The following is a 17,816-nucleotide window of genomic DNA, read 5'->3' on the forward strand; positions in this document are numbered from 1 at the left end:
GCAATTCGCTACGGCGCATCGTCCAGCCAGCGGCGCAAGCCGCCGCTGCGGCGGATCTGGCGCTGACTGGCCGCGGCCAGGGTGCCGGCGCGTGGCTCGAGCAGGCTGAACCAGCGGCTGGCGCGGGTGATCGCGGTGTAGACCAGCTCGCGGGTCAGGATGGGGCTGTCGGCCTCCGGCAGTACCAGCGCGACATGCTCGAACTCCGAGCCCTGCGCCTTGTGCACAGTCAGCGCAAAGGCGGTCTCGACGGCCTCCAGCCGGTTGGGCAACACCCAGCGCACGCGACCCCCCGCCGCGAGAAAGGCGACGCGCAGCACCGGCGCCGCCGCCTCCGGACCCCCATGATCCCCGGTCGCCTCGGGCTCGCCCCGCGCCAGCCAGGCCGGAACGGCCAGGGCAATGCCGATATCGCCATTGATCAGCCCCAGCGCATAGTCGTTGCGGGTCACGATCACCGGTCGCCCCTCGAACCATGGCGCATGCCCCTCTGACCCGCCGCCACGGCCGGCCTCCATCTCCAGCAACCCGCGCGCCTGCAACGCCCCGGCAATGCGCCGATTGAGCCTTTCGAGCCCCCACGGCCCGCGCCGCACCGCGCACAGCAGCTGAAAGCGCCCGTGGGCCGCCAGCACGTCCCGCGCCCAGTCCTCCCAGGCGGCGCGCGGCGCCCCGGGGGCCGGCCGGGCCACGCGCAGGCCTTCCAGGTAGTCCGCATACCCGACCGCCTCGCCCTCGGGTGTGTCCGCGCGCCCCGCCACTGCCAGATCCACCAGGGCCGCATCCTCGGGGTGGGCGAGCACCCGCTGCCACACAGCATCGTCGCCCTGCGGCGACCCCGTAACCTCGCCCGAGTTCACCCCCGCGGCCAGGCGTCCGATCCCGCTGTCCGCGCCAAAGCGGTGACTCTGGCGCAGCATCACGATGTGCTGGTCCAGGGCCTGCCCGTGCGCATCCTGCATCGCCGCTGGCACGGCCTCGCCGGTCACCGCTTCCAGCCACTGCACGGAGTCCGGCGTGTAGTGCCCACCCCCGGCGCGGTGGCACAGCTCGCCCAGCACCGCGCCGGCCTCCACCGATGCCAACTGGTCGCGATCCCCGAGCAGGATCAGGCGCGCCGTGCGCGGCACCGCCTCGACCAGACTGGCCATCAGTTCCAGGTCGATCATCGACGCCTCGTCCACCACCAGCACATCCACCGCCAGGGGATTGCGCGCACCGTGGCGGAAGTGCCGCGTATCCGGCCGCGCCCCCAGCAGGCGATGCACCGTGACCACCTCGGCCGGCAGGTTTCGCCGCAGCGCATCGCCCTCCGGCAGTGTCTCCAGCCCCAGGCGGTCCAGCGCCCCGCTGACCGAGGCATTCAGACGCGCCGAGGCCTTTCCGGTCGGCGCGGCCAGGCGGATACGCAGTGGATCCTCCGGACCCTGCAAGCCCTGCAGCAGCGCGAGCAGCCGCAGCACCGTGGTGGTCTTGCCGGTGCCCGGCCCGCCAGTGATCACGCTGAAACCGGAGCCGGCCGCCAGGGCACAGGCCAGGCGCTGCCAGTCCGGGGCGGCGCCGTCCGCCGGTGTGCCGAACAGCCAGTTCAGCCACTCGCGCGCCGCGGCCGTATCCAGCGCGCCCTGCCAGGCCGCGCGATCGGCCACCCGCGCACGGATCGCCTGCCCGATACGGCGCTCGGCCTCCCAGTAGCGGCGCAGGTAGACCTGCGCGCCGGTATAGACCAGCGGCGTCGAGCCAACCGCATCCGGTCCGGCCAGTGCCGTCCCGTCCAGGGCCTGCGCGACCGCCGTCGCCGAAACGCCCTGCAGCACGGACGACGGCCGCGGCAGGGCCAGCGCGTTCGGTTCCCCCTCCGGCGGCAGGGCCAGCGTGGTATCCGGTTCCTGCAGCAGGGCGTCCAGCTCCAGGCACACATGGCCGCGCCCAATCTGGTGGCTGGCCAGCGCCGCCAGCAACAGCGCCAGCGGCGGTGCGCCGGGGTCCTGCTCGTGCAGAAAGCGCACCAGGGCCCGGTCCACGCCGCGCAGCCACCCGGCCGCCTCCCACTCGCCCAGCAGCACCATCAGGGTCTGCACGGACCCCAGCGTCCCGCTATGCGACACCGCGCTCATGCCACCCCCTCCCGGTCGGCGCCGTGCGTCATCCAGCGATCCAGCTGCTCGATCAGCGCACGCGGCGGGCAGTGGTGGAACACCCCGTGGCCCGGCGCATCCACGCCGCGCAGGAACAGGTAGACCCCGCCGCCCATGTGCTGGTCAAAGTCGTAGCCCGGCAGGCGGGCGCCCAGCTGGCGATGCAGTGCCAGCGTATAGAGCACCAGCTGCAGGTCGTAGCGATGCTCCAGCACCGCCGCGCGCAGGCGCTCGGCGGTGTAGGCCCGAGCCGAGGGCCCCAGCCAGTTGGACTTGTAGTCCGCCACGTAATAGCGCCCGGCGTGCTCGAACACCAGGTCGACGAAGCCCTTCAGCATCCCGTTCAGCGTCACGTCCCCTACCGGCGGGCGCCCCTCGCCCGGCAGGATCTGCGCCCGCACCGCCTGATCCAGATCCCCGGCCCTGAGGCGGCGCGCCGGGTACAGGAACTCCAGCTCCGGCTGATACGTGGCCAAGCCCCCCAGCGAGAACGTCCCGCCCTCCTCCAGCGGGAAGCCGGCCGTCAGCAACTGCTGCATCCAGTCCGTGACCACCGTGGACCACTCGCCCCATCCCCGGCGCTCGCAGCGCGTTTCGATCTCCCGCGCCAGGCGTTCGGGCTGCGCCACCTGCGCGGCGAGGCCCTGCTCCGCCGCCCACTCCAGCAGCCCGTGCAGGAAGGTGCCCGGTCCCGGCCCGCGCGGGAAGGCGTGCAGCCCGCTGGCCGCGCGTGGCCCGGCCTCGGGCTCGAGTTCGGGGAACTCCACGGCCTCGCGACCCGCATCCGCGACGCCCTCGCGCAGCACATCCTCGCGCGCCGAGTCGGGCGCGACCGGTGCCACACCGTCGTCGTGCGCAGCAATCGCGCTGTAGCTGGCCACCCACCAGCGCTCGAAGCGCCGCGCCGGCGCTTGCCGGGCCGGCCCGGTGGTCGGGGCATTGGCGCCGGTCTGCACCGCAGCGTCGCGCACTTCCGGCAGCGGGCCCACCCGGATCGCCGGCTCGTCGCCCGCGGCGGTACGCAGTGCCGCCTCCAGCCCGCCGTCCGCCACGCCCTCGGGGCCGGCCAGCAGATACCCGGCTGCGGTCTGGTCGAAATGGTTGGTCTTGCTCCTTCCCGAGACAATCGGTGCAATCCCCAGCCAGCAGGCATGGCGCGCCCGGGTCATGCCCACGTACAACAGGCGCAGGTCCTCGGCCAGGCGTTCGCGCTCGGCCCGCCGGTACACCGCGTCATCCATGTGGAACACCCAGCGCGCCCCGCCCTGCGGCGGATGGTCGCGCCAGGGCACGTCCTTCTTCGCGTCCGTGGGCCGGAAATTGCAGGCAAACGGCAGGAACACCAGCGGATACTCCAGCCCCTTGGACTTGTGCAGCGTCACCACCTTGACCAGGTCCTCGTCGCTCTCCAGGCGCAGGATCTGCTCCTCGCCGGTTTCGCCGTCGCCGTTCCGGTGCTCCATCAGGTGCCGGATCAGGGCCTGCTCGCCATCCAGCTCCGCGGCCGCCTGCTGCAGCAACTCGCTCAGATGCAGCAGGTTGGTCAGCGCGCGCTCACCCTCCGCCGTGGCGCGCAACCGCCGGGGGACCTCGAAGTCGTGCAGCAGCCGGCGCAGCATCGGCAACACCCCGCGCGTCTGCCACAGGCGCCGGTAGTCGCGGAACTGCTCGACCCGCGCCTCCCAGGCCAGCTCGTCCACCGTCAGCCGGTGCAGCTCGGCCAGCGACTGCCCCAGCGTCGCGGTGGCCAGCGCCGCGCGCAGCAACCGCTCGCTGGTGGGCTCGGCACAGGCGCGCAGCCAGCGCAGCAGGTCCCCCGCCTCGTCGCTGGCATATACCGACTCGCGATCCGACAGGTATACGCTGCGCACGCCGCGTCGACGCAGCTCGGCGCGGATCGCGTCGGCCTCCGCGCGTCCGCGCACCAGCACCGCCATATCACGCGGTCGCACCCCGGTCAGGTCCGCGCCCTTGCGAAAACCGCAGGTCCCGGCGACACCTCCGTTGAGCAGCTCCACCATATGGCTGGCGCACGCCTGCGCCATGCGCTCGCGGTAGGCGCCCTTGGGCACCGGCTCGCCGGGGTCATGGCACCACAGCGTGACCGCCGGGGCCGCCTCCCCGTGCTGCTCGAAGACCTCCGCGCGGCCATTGGCCGTAACCGGCACGAACGGCAGCGGGTTCTCCGCGCCAGTACGGAACAGAAACGCCCCGTCCGCCCAGCCCTCGGCATGCCCGAACAACCGGTTCACGCCATCCACCAGGGCCTCGGTGGAGCGGAAGTTGCGCTCCAGGGTGTAGTGACGACCGGCGGTGGCCGTACGCGCCGCCAGGTAGGTATGGATATCCGCCCCGCGAAAGCCGTAGATCGACTGCTTGGGATCGCCGATCAGCAGCACGCCGAGGTCGCGCGGGTTCTCGTCGATGCGATAGACGCGCTGGAAGATCCGGTACTGCACCGGATCGGTGTCCTGGAACTCGTCGACCAGTGCCACCGGGAACTGCGTACGCAGGGTCGCGGCCAGGTGCTCGCCCCCCGGGCCGTCCAGGGCATCGCGCAGCCGGGTCAGCAAGTCGTGGAAGCCCATCTGCGCGCGCTGGCGCTGAACCTGACGAAAGCGCGCATCCACCTGGCGCGCCGCCGCCTGCAAAAGGCGCTCGCGGTCATCCACGCAGACTTCGGCGTGATCGTCCAGCCCCGCAAAGGCCGGGTGCAGATCCTCCGGCAGCGTCTGACCGCCTTTCAGCCGGTCCTGCATGCCGGCCGCACTGAAACGCAGCAGCGGGGAGTCGCCGGAGACGCCACCGGGCCGCAGCGCGCCCGGATCCTCGGCCCATTCGCGCATCGCACCCAGCAGCTTGTCCGGGTTGCTGTACTTGCCCGGCTGCAGAACCGGGCCGCGCAGCGCGTCAAACTGCTCCTTGATCGCCTCGAAGTCCTCGCGCCAGGGCCGCTTCATCGCCTCCAGCCGCGCCAGCTTGCGTCTCAGCGCGGCCTCCAGACCCTCCGGGGTCTCCAGCTCCGCGTCCGCCGCATCCGCGGGCAGATGTCCGACCAGCGGCCGGATCTTCTGCAACAGGGTCTCGGGATCGGGCCCGAAGGCATTGCGCAGCAGGGCCAGCGGCGCCGGCGGCTGCGGATAGACGAAGCGGCGCCAGTAATCACGCGCCGCCTCGGCCAGCAGCTCCTGCTGGTCACTCGCCAGGTCCTGGGTGAACAGGCTCCCGCTGTCGAAGGCGTGCTCGCGCAGCATGCGGTAGCACCAGCCGTGGATGGTCGACACCGCGGCCTCGTCCATCCACTCCGCCGCCAGTTCCAGCCGGCGTGCCGCGCCCGGCCGCTCCGCCTCGCTGTATTCGCCGCGCAGCTCCCTGTGGATGTCCTGCACGCCCGGCACCGCATCCGGATCCTCCGCGCGGAACACCCGCGCCGCGATTGCCAGGGTGTCGCGGATGCGGCTGCGCAGCTCCTGGGTCGCGGCATCGGTAAAGGTCATCACCAGGATCTGTGGCGGCGTCAGGGCGCTGGTGCCCTCGGGCAGCTCGCCGTGGCCCAGCACCAGGCGCAGATACAGCGCGGCGATGGTGTAGGTCTTGCCGGTGCCGGCGCTGGCCTCGATCAGGCGGCTGCCGTGCAACGGCAACGCCAGCAGGTCCAGCTTGTGCGCGGTGGCCGTCATTCCGCGACCTCCGACTGGTTCACGACCACAAACACCGGTCGGTACACGCGGTCCCGCCAGAAGCCGAAATCGGGATCGGCCAGCAGGGTCTCGGGATCCGGCCAGGCCCGTGCCAGCGCGGGACTGCGCGACCACTCGCCAGGGCTGTAGTCGTTCCCCCGCAGGGTCTTCAACGCCTCGTCATACGGGTCCTTTTGCCCATCCTCCGCCTCCAGCCAGGCAAAAGCGGCGGCGCAGGCCAGCGGCAGCGGGCGCTCCTGTCCGGCCGCCCAGGCCTCCAGCAGCGTGCCCAGCAGTTCCTCCGCCAGACCCGACTCCAGCCCGGGGAGGGTCAGGCGTGTGTCCAGCGCGACCAGTTCGGAACCCACATCCCCCGCGCCGGCGTTGGCGAGCAGATGCATCACCCACGGCGCCATCAGCTTGTCGTAGCGCCACTTCTTGCCGTTGGCAATACGGCTCGCCGTGTAGTCCAGGCAGACCCGAACCCGACCCTCGCCATCGCCGCGTAGCGCGGGCGGCACCGCCTCCAGGCCCCAGTGCGCGTGTTCCAGGCGCAGCGGACGCCCCGCCTCCAGCCGTTCGGGATACAGCGCAAGGCGCTCGCCGATCCGCTCCAGCAGCCGCGCGGCCTCGTCCACCATCGCACCACGTTCCAGCTCGCCGGCCGCCCCCAGCGGCAGCCAGCCGGCGCGCTGCAGGCGTGCGGATTCGACCTGCAGGATCTCCGGCCAGGCGGCCGCATCAGCGGCGGATTCAAGCGCGGTCGCAACCAGATTCTGGCGCACCTGCCACTGCTCCAGCCCGCCCAGCCCGAACGGCTCCAGGTCGTCACCGGGGGCCTCTTCTTCGTCGAAGAACACCCCCAGGCGATAACGAAAGAACGCCTCCACGGGGAAGCGCAGAAAGCGCGCAAGGGCCTCCGGCGCCACCGCGCGCGGCTCGCGCTCGGCCTCCAGCAGCGGGATCGGCTCGCAGGCGCCCTCGGCCGGGACCGGATCCGCGGCGTGCACGGCCTCCCATTCCCGGGCATAGGTGAAGTGCCGCTCGTCGTCGCCCGCCGGGAAGTTCAACGGCGAGAAGGGCTGGAGCGGGTGCCAGGTGGTCAGGTATTCCACCAGGGCCGGTCCGGCCTCGGGCCCGTCAACCCCGGCCAGTCCCCAGCCGGCGGCCAGGTGATCGCGCAACTGCCCGACCAGCACCGAGGGCGGGCGCGGCTCGTTGTCGCGCACATGCCGCCCCACCCAGCTCACATGCAACTGGCGCCGGGCGGAGAGCAGCGCCTCCAGGAACAGATAGCGGTCGTCCTCGCGCCGCGAGCGATCGCCCGGGCGGTAGTCCTGCGCCATCAGATCGAAGTCCATCGGGGTCGGGCTGCGCGGGTAGTCGCCGTCGTTCATGCCCAGCAGGCAGACCACCTGGAACGGGATCGCCCGCATCGGCATCAGGGTGCAGAAGTTCACCGAACCGGCCAGAAAACGCTGCCCCACGCCCGAATCGTCCTGACTGGCCAGCCACTGTTCGCGCACCACGGCCAGCGGCAGCGCCTCCTCCAGACCGGCGGCCGCACAGTCCTCGCGCCACTGCTCCAGGGCCTCGCCCAGACGCTCCAGGGTGAACAGTTCGGCGTCCGTCTCCGGCGCGAAGGACTGTTCCAGCAAGGCGGCAAGCCCCGCCGCCCAGTCCCCCGGGGCATGTGCCCGGCGCAGCCAGCCCCAGGCGTCTTCCAGCGCGGAGATCAGGGCCTCCAGCGGGCCCAGCAAGGCGGCGCTCAGCCCACCGATCTCGTCGTAGGGTTCCACCCCCTGCCACGGTCCCTGGTCGCCCAGGGCGTAGCCCAGCAGCATCCGCCGCAGGCCAAAGCGCCAGGTGTTCTGCTCCAGCCCCTCGGGCAGGCCCAGACCGGCACGCTGCGCGGCATCCAGGCCCCAGCGCACCCCCGCGCCCGCGGCCCAGGCATGCAGCTGCGCCAGGTCCTCCTCGGCGATGCCGAAGCGCCGCCGGACCGCCGGCACGTCCAGCAGATCCAGCAGCTCGCTGACACCCATCCGGCTCTCCGGCAGGGACAACAACTGCTCCAGCGCGATCAGCACCGGGTCACGCCCGCGCGGCCCCTGGTCCGACAGCGTGTACGGGATGAAGCGCGGGTCGTCGGTCTCCGGCTGGCCGAACACGGCCTCGATGTGCGGGGCGTACTGGTCGATATCCGGCACCATCACGATCACGTCGCGCGGGCGCAGCGCCGGATCACGCGCGAAGTGCTCCAGCAGCCGATCATGCAGCAGCTCGACCTCGCGCAGCGGGCTGTGCGCCACATGGAACTGGATGGAGCGGTCCGCCGCCGCAACCGCGGGCCAGGTGTCCCGCGTCTCGGCCAGCGGCCGCAGCGCGCGGATGTCCTCCTGCAACTGGTGCAGCAGGCAGTCCTCCGGCCCGCGCGTGCCGTGCGGCTCGAAGACATCCACCCGCTCCCAGTCCAGTGTGCGCAGCACCCGGCCGTAGTGTTCGGGGTCATCGTGCTCGTCCAGCAGCCCGATGTAGTCGCGCCCCTGCTTGCCCCAGGCGGCCAGCAGCGGATGCGCGTGGTTGTGCAACTGGGCCTCGTCCAGGGCCTCCGGCATCCCGGCCTTGCGCGCCTGGCGCCGCCGGGTGGCGCGCAGCAGGTCCTTGTCGGCCACGATGTCGGCCCAGTAGTACTCACAGGGGTTGTGCACGCAGACCAGCACCTGGCAGAAGCGCGCCAGCCCCTCCAGCGCCTCCAGGATCTGCCCCGGCAGCGAGGAGATCCCGAATACGATGACCCGCCGCGGCAGACCCTCGGGGCGGCGCTCCAGGCCACGCACCGTATCCAGATAGCGCGCGTGCACCGCGGAGCGGCTCACCCCCTCCTGCGCGACGCCGATATCCGCCTGCAGCAGCCGCCACAGCTCCGCCTGCCAGCGCTGCCCCGGCGCCAGGTCGCGCGCCTGCCCGCGCGCGTCGCGCAGCACGTCGCGCCCGGCCGCCCAGTCGGTCAGCCAGTCCGCGCGATACACCTGGTACTGATCGAACAGGTCCGCCAGGCGCTCGGCGAGCTGGAAACGCTTGCGCAGGTCCCCGCCCTGGCCCGGGTCGTCGTCCTGCAGGAACTGTCCGAGCGGGGCGAAGGCCTCCTGCCCCAGGCACGTCGGCAGCAGGCGCATCAGCCGCCAGGTCAGCGGGCGCTTGGCATAGGGAGACTCCAGCGGCACGGCATCGGCCCCAAGCACCGCGCGGTAGGCCGACCACACAAAGCGCGACGGCAGCTGCATGTCCAGCGCGGCCGCGATCCCGCAGCCCGGCGGATCGGCATCCGGCGGCGCCGCCAGGGCGTGCCGCAGCCACTGCGCCATGCCATTGCTCTGCACCAGAATGGTCTCGTTCTCCAGCGGCGCCAGCGGCGCCCGCCGCATCCACTCCACCGCCAGCGTACGCAGCGACTCCAGGTGGTTGCCGTGCAGTACCACCATCCCTGGCTGTAACTCGCGCGACTCCCCCAACAGCGGCTCCTTGATCGGTTCCCGAACTCCCCGCGAGGCCTGTTAGCCGGGGGGCAATCCAGATGCGCCTACCCTACCACTCCCGGGCGACCCTCTCCGTCGCGCCAATCACCCCAATGTGCATCAACGGAGGCCGGGCGGTTGGGCCCGCTTTACGCGCGCGGCGCCGCCAGCAAGCTCTCGAACTCGGCCGCCGGCGCGGGGCGGCTGGCGTAGTAGCCCTGGTAGTGGTCGCAGCCCAGTTCGCGCAGAACGGCCAGTTGCTCGGCGGTCTCCACGCCCTCCGCCAGCACGCTCAGTCCAAGGCCATGCCCCAGCCCGACGATGGACCGGGCGATCGAGCGGTCGTCGGCATTGCCCGCGCCCTCTTCTTCGGCCAGCCCGTCGACGAAGCTCTTGTCGATCTTCAGCGTATCCACCGGGAAGCGCTTGAGCTGCGCCATGGAGGAATAGCCGGTGCCGAAGTCGTCGATCGCGAAGTGGACCCCGCGCTCGCGCAGACGCTGCAGGATGCGGCGGGCACGGCTCGGATCCGCCATCAACGCCGACTCGGTGATTTCCAGCTCCAGCTGATCCGCCGGGAAGTCGAAGTCCTCCAGCAACTGCCCCACCTGCTGGTCGATGGGCACGCGCTGGAACTGCAGCGCCGAGACATTCACCGCCAGCCGCAGAGGCGGGTGCCCGGCGGCGCGCCACTGATGTCCCTGCTCGATCACCCGGCGCAGTACCCAGCCGCCCAGTTCGACGATCAGCCCGGTCTGCTCCGCCAGCGGGATGAAGCGCCCCGGCGAGATCGGGCCCAGCTCCGGGTCGGTCCAGCGCAGCAGCGCCTCCGCCCCCAGCAGGCGGCCGTCCGCGACGTTGTACTGCGGCTGGTAGTGCACCTCCAGCGCATCCTGCTCGATCGCCCGGCGCAGCCGCGCGGACAGGTCGATGCGCTCGCGCGCCGCGCGGGTGAACTCGTCCGAGTAGTAGCGATAGCTGCCGCGCCCGTCCATCTTGGCCTGTGACAGCGCGGTGCTGGCCTGCTGCAGGAGGGTATCGGCATCCGCCGCATGCTCCGGGAACACCGCGATGCCCACCGTGGCGGTGACCTCCATCTCCATCCCGTTCCCGAGATCACAGGGGTAGCTCACCTCGCGGATGATGTTCTCCGCGACCAGCGCAGCGTCATCCACGTGGCCCAGGTTCTCCACCAGCACCGCGAACTCGTCGCTGGCCAGGCGCGCCACGGTGTCGGTCCCGCGGCGCCCCACCTGCAGCCGCTCGGCCACCAGGCGCAGCAGGCGATCCCCGGCCGCATGGCCCTGACTGTCGTTGATGTCCTTGAAGCGGTCGATGTCCACGAACAACAGCGCCAGGTGCCCCTGACGCCGCCGCATCAGCGAGATGCCGTGCGTCAGGCGGGCGCGCAGCAGGCGGCGGTTGGGGAGCTCGGTCAGCGGGTCATGGTGGGCGAGGAAGTCGAGCTCCGCCTCGGAGGCCTTGATCCGCGAGATATCCGCGAACACCGACACGTAGTGCGTCAGCCGACCCTGGCTGTCATGCACCGCGGTGATGCTCTGCAGTTCGGGGAAGATCTCGCCGTTCTTGCGCCGGTTCCAGATCTCCCCCTGCCAGTGGCCGTTCACCTGCAGCTCGCGGAACAGGTTCGCGTAGAACGCCTGATCGTGGCGGCCGGACTGGAACATCTTCGGCGTGCGGCCGACCACTTCGTCCTGGGTATATCCCATCAACTGCGTGAAGGCGCGGTTCACCGACAGGATGTGCGCGGTGGCATCGGTGATCACCACCCCCTCGCGGGTGTTTTCGAACACCACCGACGCCAGGCGCTGACGCTCTTCCTGTTCGCGCCGTTCGGTGATGTCCTCGACCGTCGCGACGACGCGGTCCAGCGCACCCTCGGGCGTGCGGCTGCACTTGACGTCGATATCCGCGACCATCACCCGGCCATCGCGCCGCAGCAGGCGTTTCACGACACTGTAGCCGCTGCGTTCGCCGCGCCGCATCTCGGCGTCCAGTTCCGCCTCGCAGCCTCGATCCTCGGGGGTCGCCAGCCGGTTCCAGTCCATCGCCGTCAGTTCGTCCGGGGCATAGCCCAGCATGTCCGCCAGACAGGCGTTCACGCGCTCCCAGCCCTCGCCACCCGGACCCGAGATCGCCATACCAACGAACGGCATGTCGAAGAAGATCCCCAGCATCCGGTCCTGGTCGGCATGCGCCCGCACCAGCGCCAGGTTGCGCCGCAGCCATTGCTGGCGCCACAGCAGCCCCCCGGCCGCCAGCACGACCAGCCAGACCAGGAGCGTGGCCCCGGCCGCCCAGACCGCCTGCTGGCGGGGGGCCACCTGCACGCCATCGAGATCCCGCTTCAGCACCAGGTCCCAGCCGGCCGGCGCCAGGCCCTGCACACCCGCGAAGAAGCGGCTGTCCGCGTTGTCAAAACGCTCGATCACTACCGCGTCGCGCGGATGGTCCAGGATCCGCTCGCGTAGCCGCGGGAATGCCGCCGGAGCCGGGATGATCACCCCGCCGGCTGCGCTGATCCGGGCAATCGTGGCCCGCTGGTCCCCGCCCCGCACGACGATATGCGCCTGCGCATCCAGCCCGTTCCGGCTCTCCGTCAGCGTCAACAGCGGATGCAGGCTCTCGACCGTGGACGACAGCAGCACCAGCCCCACCACCGGATCATGCGGCCGCGCGCGATCCCGCACCGGCACCGCCCAGCTGATCCGCGGGCGGCCGTCCGGGTCGGCATGCAGGATGGGTTCGCTCGTCTCCGCGCTGCGCCGCACTTCGCGCAGTACGGCATCCATCTGCGATTCATCCAGCGCGCTGCGCCCCAGTTCGATCACCGGCTGCCGGTCGGCATCCAGCAGGGCAACACCGTCGTAGTCATAGGCCCGGCGCATCAGCTCCAGGCGATCGCGCACCTGCTCCAGGGCCAGCACCGAGCGCCGTTCCAGCGCCGTCACCGCGAACAGATTGAATCCGCGCGCCTCGGCCAGCACCACGGCGTCCCCGGTACGCTCCGCCAGCCAGCCAGCGATCAATCACGCCCCCCTTCAGGAACGCGGCGCGTTGCAGGTCCTCGCGGGCCTGCGTCTCGGCGGCCGCCACCTGCCACTGCCAGGCGCCCAGCCCCACCGCCGCGGTCGACCCGATCACCGCGGCCGCCAGGGCCAACCAGGGCCAGTAGCCGAAGCGCCCGAGTGCCTGACGGGACCCCGCCACCGGTGCCTCCGGGTTCGAGGCCGGCAGCCAGCGCATCGCCGCGTACAGCAATACGCCAGAGACCAGCACAAACCCGATGCCCTTGCCCAGGTTCGCGCGGGTCAATGCGTCGGGCACGTCCGCGCCGGCCCACCACGCCAGCGCCACATCGGACAGGGCAATCCACAACACCCCCACCACGACATAGCCCCCGGCGATCCAGCCGGCGGCGAAACGACGGGTCCTGCGGCGCGCGTCCGTCATCGAGCGCCCCCGCACGCCCATACGGCAGACGCAAAAAGGCGCCGTACCCCGTTTCCGGTCCGCACGGCGCCCCAAAGGCCTGGTTCAATGGTTGTCACGTCGTCAGTCGACACTGCCAAAGGCATTCGCACCCGCAAAGAGGTCTCTGTCCAAATCCGTTGTCACCGGCATACCGATGTACTGCCCGGCCCGAACAGCATGGGACCCGCCGAAGCGGGCCCCGCTGCATCCGTCGTCCGATCCTCACCGGCCTTTCTACCGGGGTTCAATACCGGACTGTACCGGATTACATTACTCGGCGACGGTCCGCTCGATGATCACCTCGATCTCTTCGGAGGACTTCTCCATCACCTCGGCCACACCTTCCGGCATCATCGGCAGAAAGCCCGGCACGTTCATCCGCGAGATGAACACATCGCCCTGGCTGTCCTGATAGATACTCACGCGGCAGGGCATGAACGCGGACACCGGACGGAAGGCATCCTCCGCCAGGATCTGCGCGCTGTAGCGCCCGCTGCACACATCCAGGATCACCACCGGATCAATCGTGAAACCGCGCTCCGACAGCGTACCGGCCATGTTGTTGCGGCCCAGGATGCTCCACCCCGCCTCGGACGCCTCCTGTTCAAACGCGGCAAGCGTGGCCGGGAAGGAATGCGGGCTCGGCGTCACCTTCACCATGTCCGGCTGCTCGCCCCCATGACTGCCGGCCTGCACCGCACCGGCAAAGGCCAGCGCAACCAGCATCGCCAGAAGCGCGAGGAACCGCGCACCATGGCGGGTGGTCATCATAGTAGATTGCATCTTGATTTCTCCTTTCCCTACAAGCGGGAATCGTCGTGATGGTCCGCCTCTTCGTTACGTTGGAGACGTCACCTGCACAAACAGACTAGCGACAACGGCCTGCACCCGTATTGATGCAGGTCAACCAGACACGAATCAGACCCGTTCCAGACGGGCCCCACCGGCGCAGCGTCGCCGCAAACGCAAGGAGATCGACATGGAAGCCACACTGAAAAACGGAACGGTCACCCTGAAGATCGACAAGAAGGCCGCCAAGGATATCGCAGAGAACATCACCGAACTCGACGGCGAGATCAGCAACGGCGCGCGGGCCCTCGGATCCGTCCTGCAGGAAGGCGTCTACGAACTGGAAAACGAATTCCGCCAGCCCCCGCACGCCTTCGACGAGCACGCCCCCAAGCAGCCCTCCATCGAGGACTGACGCGCCCGCCGCGGCCGCAACAAGCCAAACAAGAATACAAGGAGCACGACATGCACCTGGAAAAAGCCGAGAACGGCGAACTCGTCATCACCATGCCCGAGGCCGAAGCCGCCGACGCCCTGGCCACGCTGAAAAAGCGCGCCGACGAACTCGACGAATGCGAGGACCTCACCGAGGCCCTGGAAAACGCCGGCGTCCAGCTCCCCGAACAACCCGACCACATCCGCCACGAATACATGCCCCCGGCGGACCACTAACCCCGCCCCCGCCCCACACTCCTGGGGCGGGCACGCTGTCACACCCCGGGGCGATGATTCGGGCCTATCCAGCACCCCATCGCCGAGAGGCTCGGCCCCTGCAGGCCCGAAAGCCCCGGACAGCGTAGGAGCCCAGCCCCCTGGGCGATCCGACCTGTCCAACACCCCGATCGCCGAGAGGCTCGGCCCCTGCAGGCCCGAAGGCCCCAGACAGCGTAGGAGCCCAGCCCCCTGGGCGATCCGACCTGCCCACACCCCAATCGCCGAAAGGTTCGGCTCCTACGCATCCCGAAACCACAGCCCCCGTAGGAGCGTGCTTGCACGCGAAGCCCCCGCCAAAGCCAGTCACGGAACACCTTCCGCAGCCCCCACCGGCTCACAAGCAAGAAGCCCAAATAAACCCATGCCCCATAAAGAGAAAGAGCCACCCCAGCATCCGTGCCCGGGCGGCTCTTTCAGGGGGCATCCCTGTCCCCGCGACAAAAACTAGCACACAAAGTAGAGGATTCCACCCCATCCGCAAAAAAAATGCCCAACGGTCGTTTTCGCCCCCTCAGCGGTAGCGCCATACCCCACCATCGGACCAAACTCGAGCATTACACGACACCGTCGCATATCCAGCATCCCGGCACCATGCTACAGCCCGCTACTCCCGGCTCCCCCAGATCCCGAATAACCGCAACGCCGTTTCCGCGACAACGCCCCCGACAAGCCCCCTGTAGGAGCGGCCTCGGCCGCGAAGCCCCCGCCAAAGCCCGAAAACCACCCGGTCAGGGCAAACACCAAACCACAACCCTTACGCCTCTCCAGCCCGGCCCAGCGAAGATGCCGTAAGAACCCAGATCTCTCACGCCGGACCGCACCCGACGCCGGAGCCATTCCGGCGAAACCCCGGATAACCACAACGCGGTTCCCGAGATAACCATCGATGCACACAAATCAGCCCAGCAATGCCTGTGTCTCCGCGTCCAGCCCACTCCAGTGCTGGCGCAACCGCTCGGCCAGGTCCTCCGCCTCCAGCAGCATCACCGGCATCGGCAAGTCCGCTGCACGCTCCCGCGCCGCGGACGAGAACCCGCCCAGGTTCACGTACATTCCCCGGTCACCGGCGCCGCGTCCGGTGGCAAAGCGCTCCAGTTCGACCAGCTCCGTCTCCACCGTCGAATCATTCGCCACACCCACCACCAGCCGCGGCACATAGTCACCCCCGCCACCGGCCGGAACCGTCACCCGCTCCAGCCACGGCCGGTTTTCATCCTCCGACGCCTCGACCACCACATACCCCATTCCGCGCAACAGCCCCTGCACCACCCGCATCCGCTCCGATGCCGCCAGTTGCTCCATCCGCTCAGCCCAGTCATCCATCACCATCTCCCGCATCCACCCCTCGACGCTAAGGGAAAAGCCGCACAGAAACCAGAACCCGCCGCATCACGCGCCAAACACTGAACCATTCCCCTGTAGGAGCGGCCTCGGCCGCGAAGCCCCCGCCAACGTTCGATAACCACCAACCCCACCTCTTCTATGCCCCGAAGCCCCATCACCCGGCACAGCACCCGCCTCCTGCGCCGATCGGCAGAACCTCGACCGTATCCCGGCAAGACTCGCCCCAGAACACACAATGGTGTACACTGTACGCTTGGGTGGTACAGACATAAGGACATTTCTCCACGTGCTCCATGCCATTGAATTCATTGAAACCCCAACGTTCACTCGGCAATTCCAGGCGATCGCTACAGATGATGACCTGAAAGAACTCCAGAACACGCTGATCGCCCAACCCGACAAAGGCGACCTGATCCAGGGAACAGGCGGCCTACGGAAAATCCGCATCGGGTTGGGCCAACAGGGAAAGCGTGGTGGCGGCCGCGTCATCGACTTTCTGGCGAGTGCGCAGATCATCTATCTGATTCTGGCCTATCCGAAGAACGTGAAAGACAACCTCACCGCCACCGAAAAAGTGGCCCTGAAAGCACTGACTTCACGGCTAAAAGAGGAAACTCCCCAATGAGCATCTACGACGAACTCCAGAGCTCACTACAGGAAGCCGTCGCCATCAAGCAGGGCAAGAAAGCACCCAGCCGCGTCACACGCCACGAAGTGGCGGACGTGAAGGCCATTCGCGCCCACTTGCACGTTTCGCAAGCCGAATTTGCCAAGGCCATGGGAACGAGCGTCGACACCATCAAGAGCTGGGAAGCCAAACGCCGCAACCCCACCGGACTTGCCGCAAAGGTCCTCGCCACCATCCAGGACAACCCCAGCTTTTACAGCGAAATCGCCGCGCACTGACCCGAGCGAAACGCAAAGAATCTTCGTATCCCCCGCAGGAGGCCAGCCCTCTGGCCGATGGGCTGGCGTGGGTGATCGGCCAGAGGGCTGGCCTCCTACATCGAATACCGCCCCCGGTGGGGGCGACTCGCCCACAAAGCCCCCAACGCGCTACTACACACACCTGATCAATGCGCCGCCACCCAGTTCTCTACCTGCAGCCCGGATACGCGCTCGAATTCACGTCCGTTATTCGTGACCAGCACGGCCCCAATGGCCCGAGCATGTGCTGCGATCAAAAGGTCGTTTGCACCAATCGGAGTCCCTACGCCCTCTAGCTCGGCACGGATGTCACCGTAATGTTCAGCTGCTTCTTCCGGCCAGTCGCACACCCTCGCGAAAGCCAGAAAGCGCTCCAGTGCGGCCTCGCTGCGTTCCCTCTGATTCGACCGGCGAACCCCATACCGCAATTCCGCCAGAACGACAGCAGAAAGGCCCACCTCCCCAACTGGGACACCCCGCAGCCGCGCATGCACCTCGGGTGGTCGGCGTTTCATGATGTAGATGCAGATGTTCGTATCCAGCATGTAGCGCATGGCTCACAACGCCTCGCGGTCCTGCGCCACGCGATCCTCGATCGAATCGGGAAAGTCATCCGGAAGGGTCTCTCCAGACCCCTGGAAGTAATCATCCCAGGATCTCGGCTTGGCCCGCAGGATCAACGCATCGCCACGCTTCTCGATAACCACTTCATCCGCATCGAACGCAAAACCCTTGGGCAGCCGAACTGCCTGGCTGCGTCCATTCCGGAACAAACTCGCCGTGCGCCGCTTCATCGCCAACCCCACATCCTTTGCATATGCCTAAAGCATATCCTCCACCCGCTCCCATTCCAAGGCCCCGCTGCCACGCCTGTAGGAGCCCAGCCACCTGGCCGATTGGATGTTGGACACGCCCCATCGGCCAGGAGGCTGGCCTTGTATGTTTACCCGTGGCAGGCCTAGAAAGGGTCTGTCGGGGTGGAGGGACGAAGCTGGCATCTGGCCTGTGGCACAGACGGTAGGAGAGTTCGTCCCACCCCTCACCTTAAACGCCGATAAGGAATCGATCGGCTCGGGACCGACGATAGATGGCAAGCCAGCGTTCGGTGAGGCCCCGACAGACCACTCCAAGCTAGCTCGGGAGGTGTGATGATGGCAACGCATCGGATCGGGGTCGATGTCGGCAAGGCCGAGTTGTGGATCAGTATTGAC

11 protein-coding genes and 1 pseudogene are annotated in these 17,816 nt (G+C 68.9%); 4 read left to right on the top strand and 8 right to left on the bottom strand.

Annotation, left to right across the window (positions count from 1 at the left end):
* Window positions 1–8 precede the first annotated feature (8 nt).
* The 5 genes and pseudogenes from recD to C996_RS0108890 all read right to left on the bottom strand — a co-directional run bounded on the left by recD (window position 9) and on the right by C996_RS0108890 (window position 13,599).
* Window positions 9–2,117 carry an exodeoxyribonuclease V subunit alpha gene (gene recD, locus C996_RS0108865; RefSeq protein ID WP_018867099.1) on the bottom strand — a complete coding sequence of 703 codons (2,109 nt, stop codon included), beginning with the start codon at window positions 2,115–2,117 and terminating at the stop codon, window positions 9–11.
* Window positions 2,114–5,818 carry an exodeoxyribonuclease V subunit beta gene (gene recB / locus C996_RS0108870; protein WP_018867100.1) on the bottom strand — a complete coding sequence of 1,235 codons (3,705 nt, stop codon included), beginning with the start codon at window positions 5,816–5,818 and terminating at the stop codon, window positions 2,114–2,116. Before recB ends, recD begins: the two co-directional genes overlap by 4 nt.
* On the bottom strand, window positions 5,815–9,303 hold the full coding sequence (gene recC / locus C996_RS0108875) for an exodeoxyribonuclease V subunit gamma (protein WP_018867101.1): 3,489 nt from the start codon (window positions 9,301–9,303) through the stop codon (window positions 5,815–5,817). The genes recB and recC overlap by 4 nt, the downstream gene beginning before the upstream one ends.
* Before the next feature lie 182 nt (window positions 9,304–9,485).
* Window positions 9,486–12,831 (bottom strand): annotated as a pseudogene (locus tag C996_RS14295) (putative bifunctional diguanylate cyclase/phosphodiesterase).
* A 270-nt stretch (window positions 12,832–13,101) separates the two neighbouring features.
* Window positions 13,102–13,599 carry a DUF302 domain-containing protein gene (locus C996_RS0108890; protein WP_026279263.1) on the bottom strand — a complete coding sequence of 166 codons (498 nt, stop codon included), beginning with the start codon at window positions 13,597–13,599 and terminating at the stop codon, window positions 13,102–13,104.
* A 211-nt stretch (window positions 13,600–13,810) separates the two neighbouring features.
* Here C996_RS0108890 and C996_RS0108895 point away from each other — a divergent pair, with 211 nt between their 5' ends.
* Both C996_RS0108895 and C996_RS0108900 read left to right on the top strand, forming a co-directional pair.
* Window positions 13,811–14,035 (top strand): hypothetical protein, encoded by a 225-nt coding sequence (locus C996_RS0108895; protein WP_018867105.1) that lies wholly within the window; start codon window positions 13,811–13,813, stop codon window positions 14,033–14,035.
* A gap of 50 nt (window positions 14,036–14,085) precedes the next feature.
* Window positions 14,086–14,292 carry a hypothetical protein gene (locus tag C996_RS0108900; protein ID WP_018867106.1) on the top strand — a complete coding sequence of 69 codons (207 nt, stop codon included), beginning with the start codon at window positions 14,086–14,088 and terminating at the stop codon, window positions 14,290–14,292.
* A 939-nt stretch (window positions 14,293–15,231) separates the two neighbouring features.
* Here C996_RS0108900 and C996_RS0108905 read toward each other — a convergent pair.
* A complete protein-coding gene (locus C996_RS0108905; protein WP_026279264.1) occupies window positions 15,232–15,657 on the bottom strand; it encodes a restriction endonuclease in 426 nt (141 codons plus the stop codon).
* A gap of 307 nt (window positions 15,658–15,964) precedes the next feature.
* On the opposite strand from C996_RS0108905, the gene C996_RS0108910 reads away from it, so the two are divergent.
* Window positions 15,965–16,303, top strand: coding sequence for a type II toxin-antitoxin system RelE/ParE family toxin (locus C996_RS0108910; RefSeq protein WP_018867108.1), 339 nt, complete (start codon window positions 15,965–15,967; stop codon window positions 16,301–16,303).
* Window positions 16,300–16,584, top strand: coding sequence for a NadS family protein (gene nadS / locus C996_RS0108915; RefSeq protein WP_018867109.1), 285 nt, complete (start codon window positions 16,300–16,302; stop codon window positions 16,582–16,584). The genes C996_RS0108910 and nadS overlap by 4 nt, the downstream gene beginning before the upstream one ends.
* Before the next feature lie 167 nt (window positions 16,585–16,751).
* Here the strand turns inward: nadS and C996_RS0108920 are convergent, their stop codons facing one another.
* Window positions 16,752–17,159, bottom strand: coding sequence for a type II toxin-antitoxin system VapC family toxin (locus C996_RS0108920; RefSeq protein ID WP_018867110.1), 408 nt, complete (start codon window positions 17,157–17,159; stop codon window positions 16,752–16,754).
* A gap of 3 nt (window positions 17,160–17,162) precedes the next feature.
* Entirely contained in the window at window positions 17,163–17,399 is a 237-nt protein-coding gene (locus C996_RS0108925; RefSeq protein WP_018867111.1) for an AbrB/MazE/SpoVT family DNA-binding domain-containing protein, read from the bottom strand.
* Between the last annotated feature and the right edge of the window lie 417 nt (window positions 17,400–17,816).

The organism is Thioalkalivibrio sp. ALE25, from assembly GCF_000377285.1.
Classification (GTDB): Bacteria; Pseudomonadota; Gammaproteobacteria; order Ectothiorhodospirales; family Ectothiorhodospiraceae; genus Thioalkalivibrio.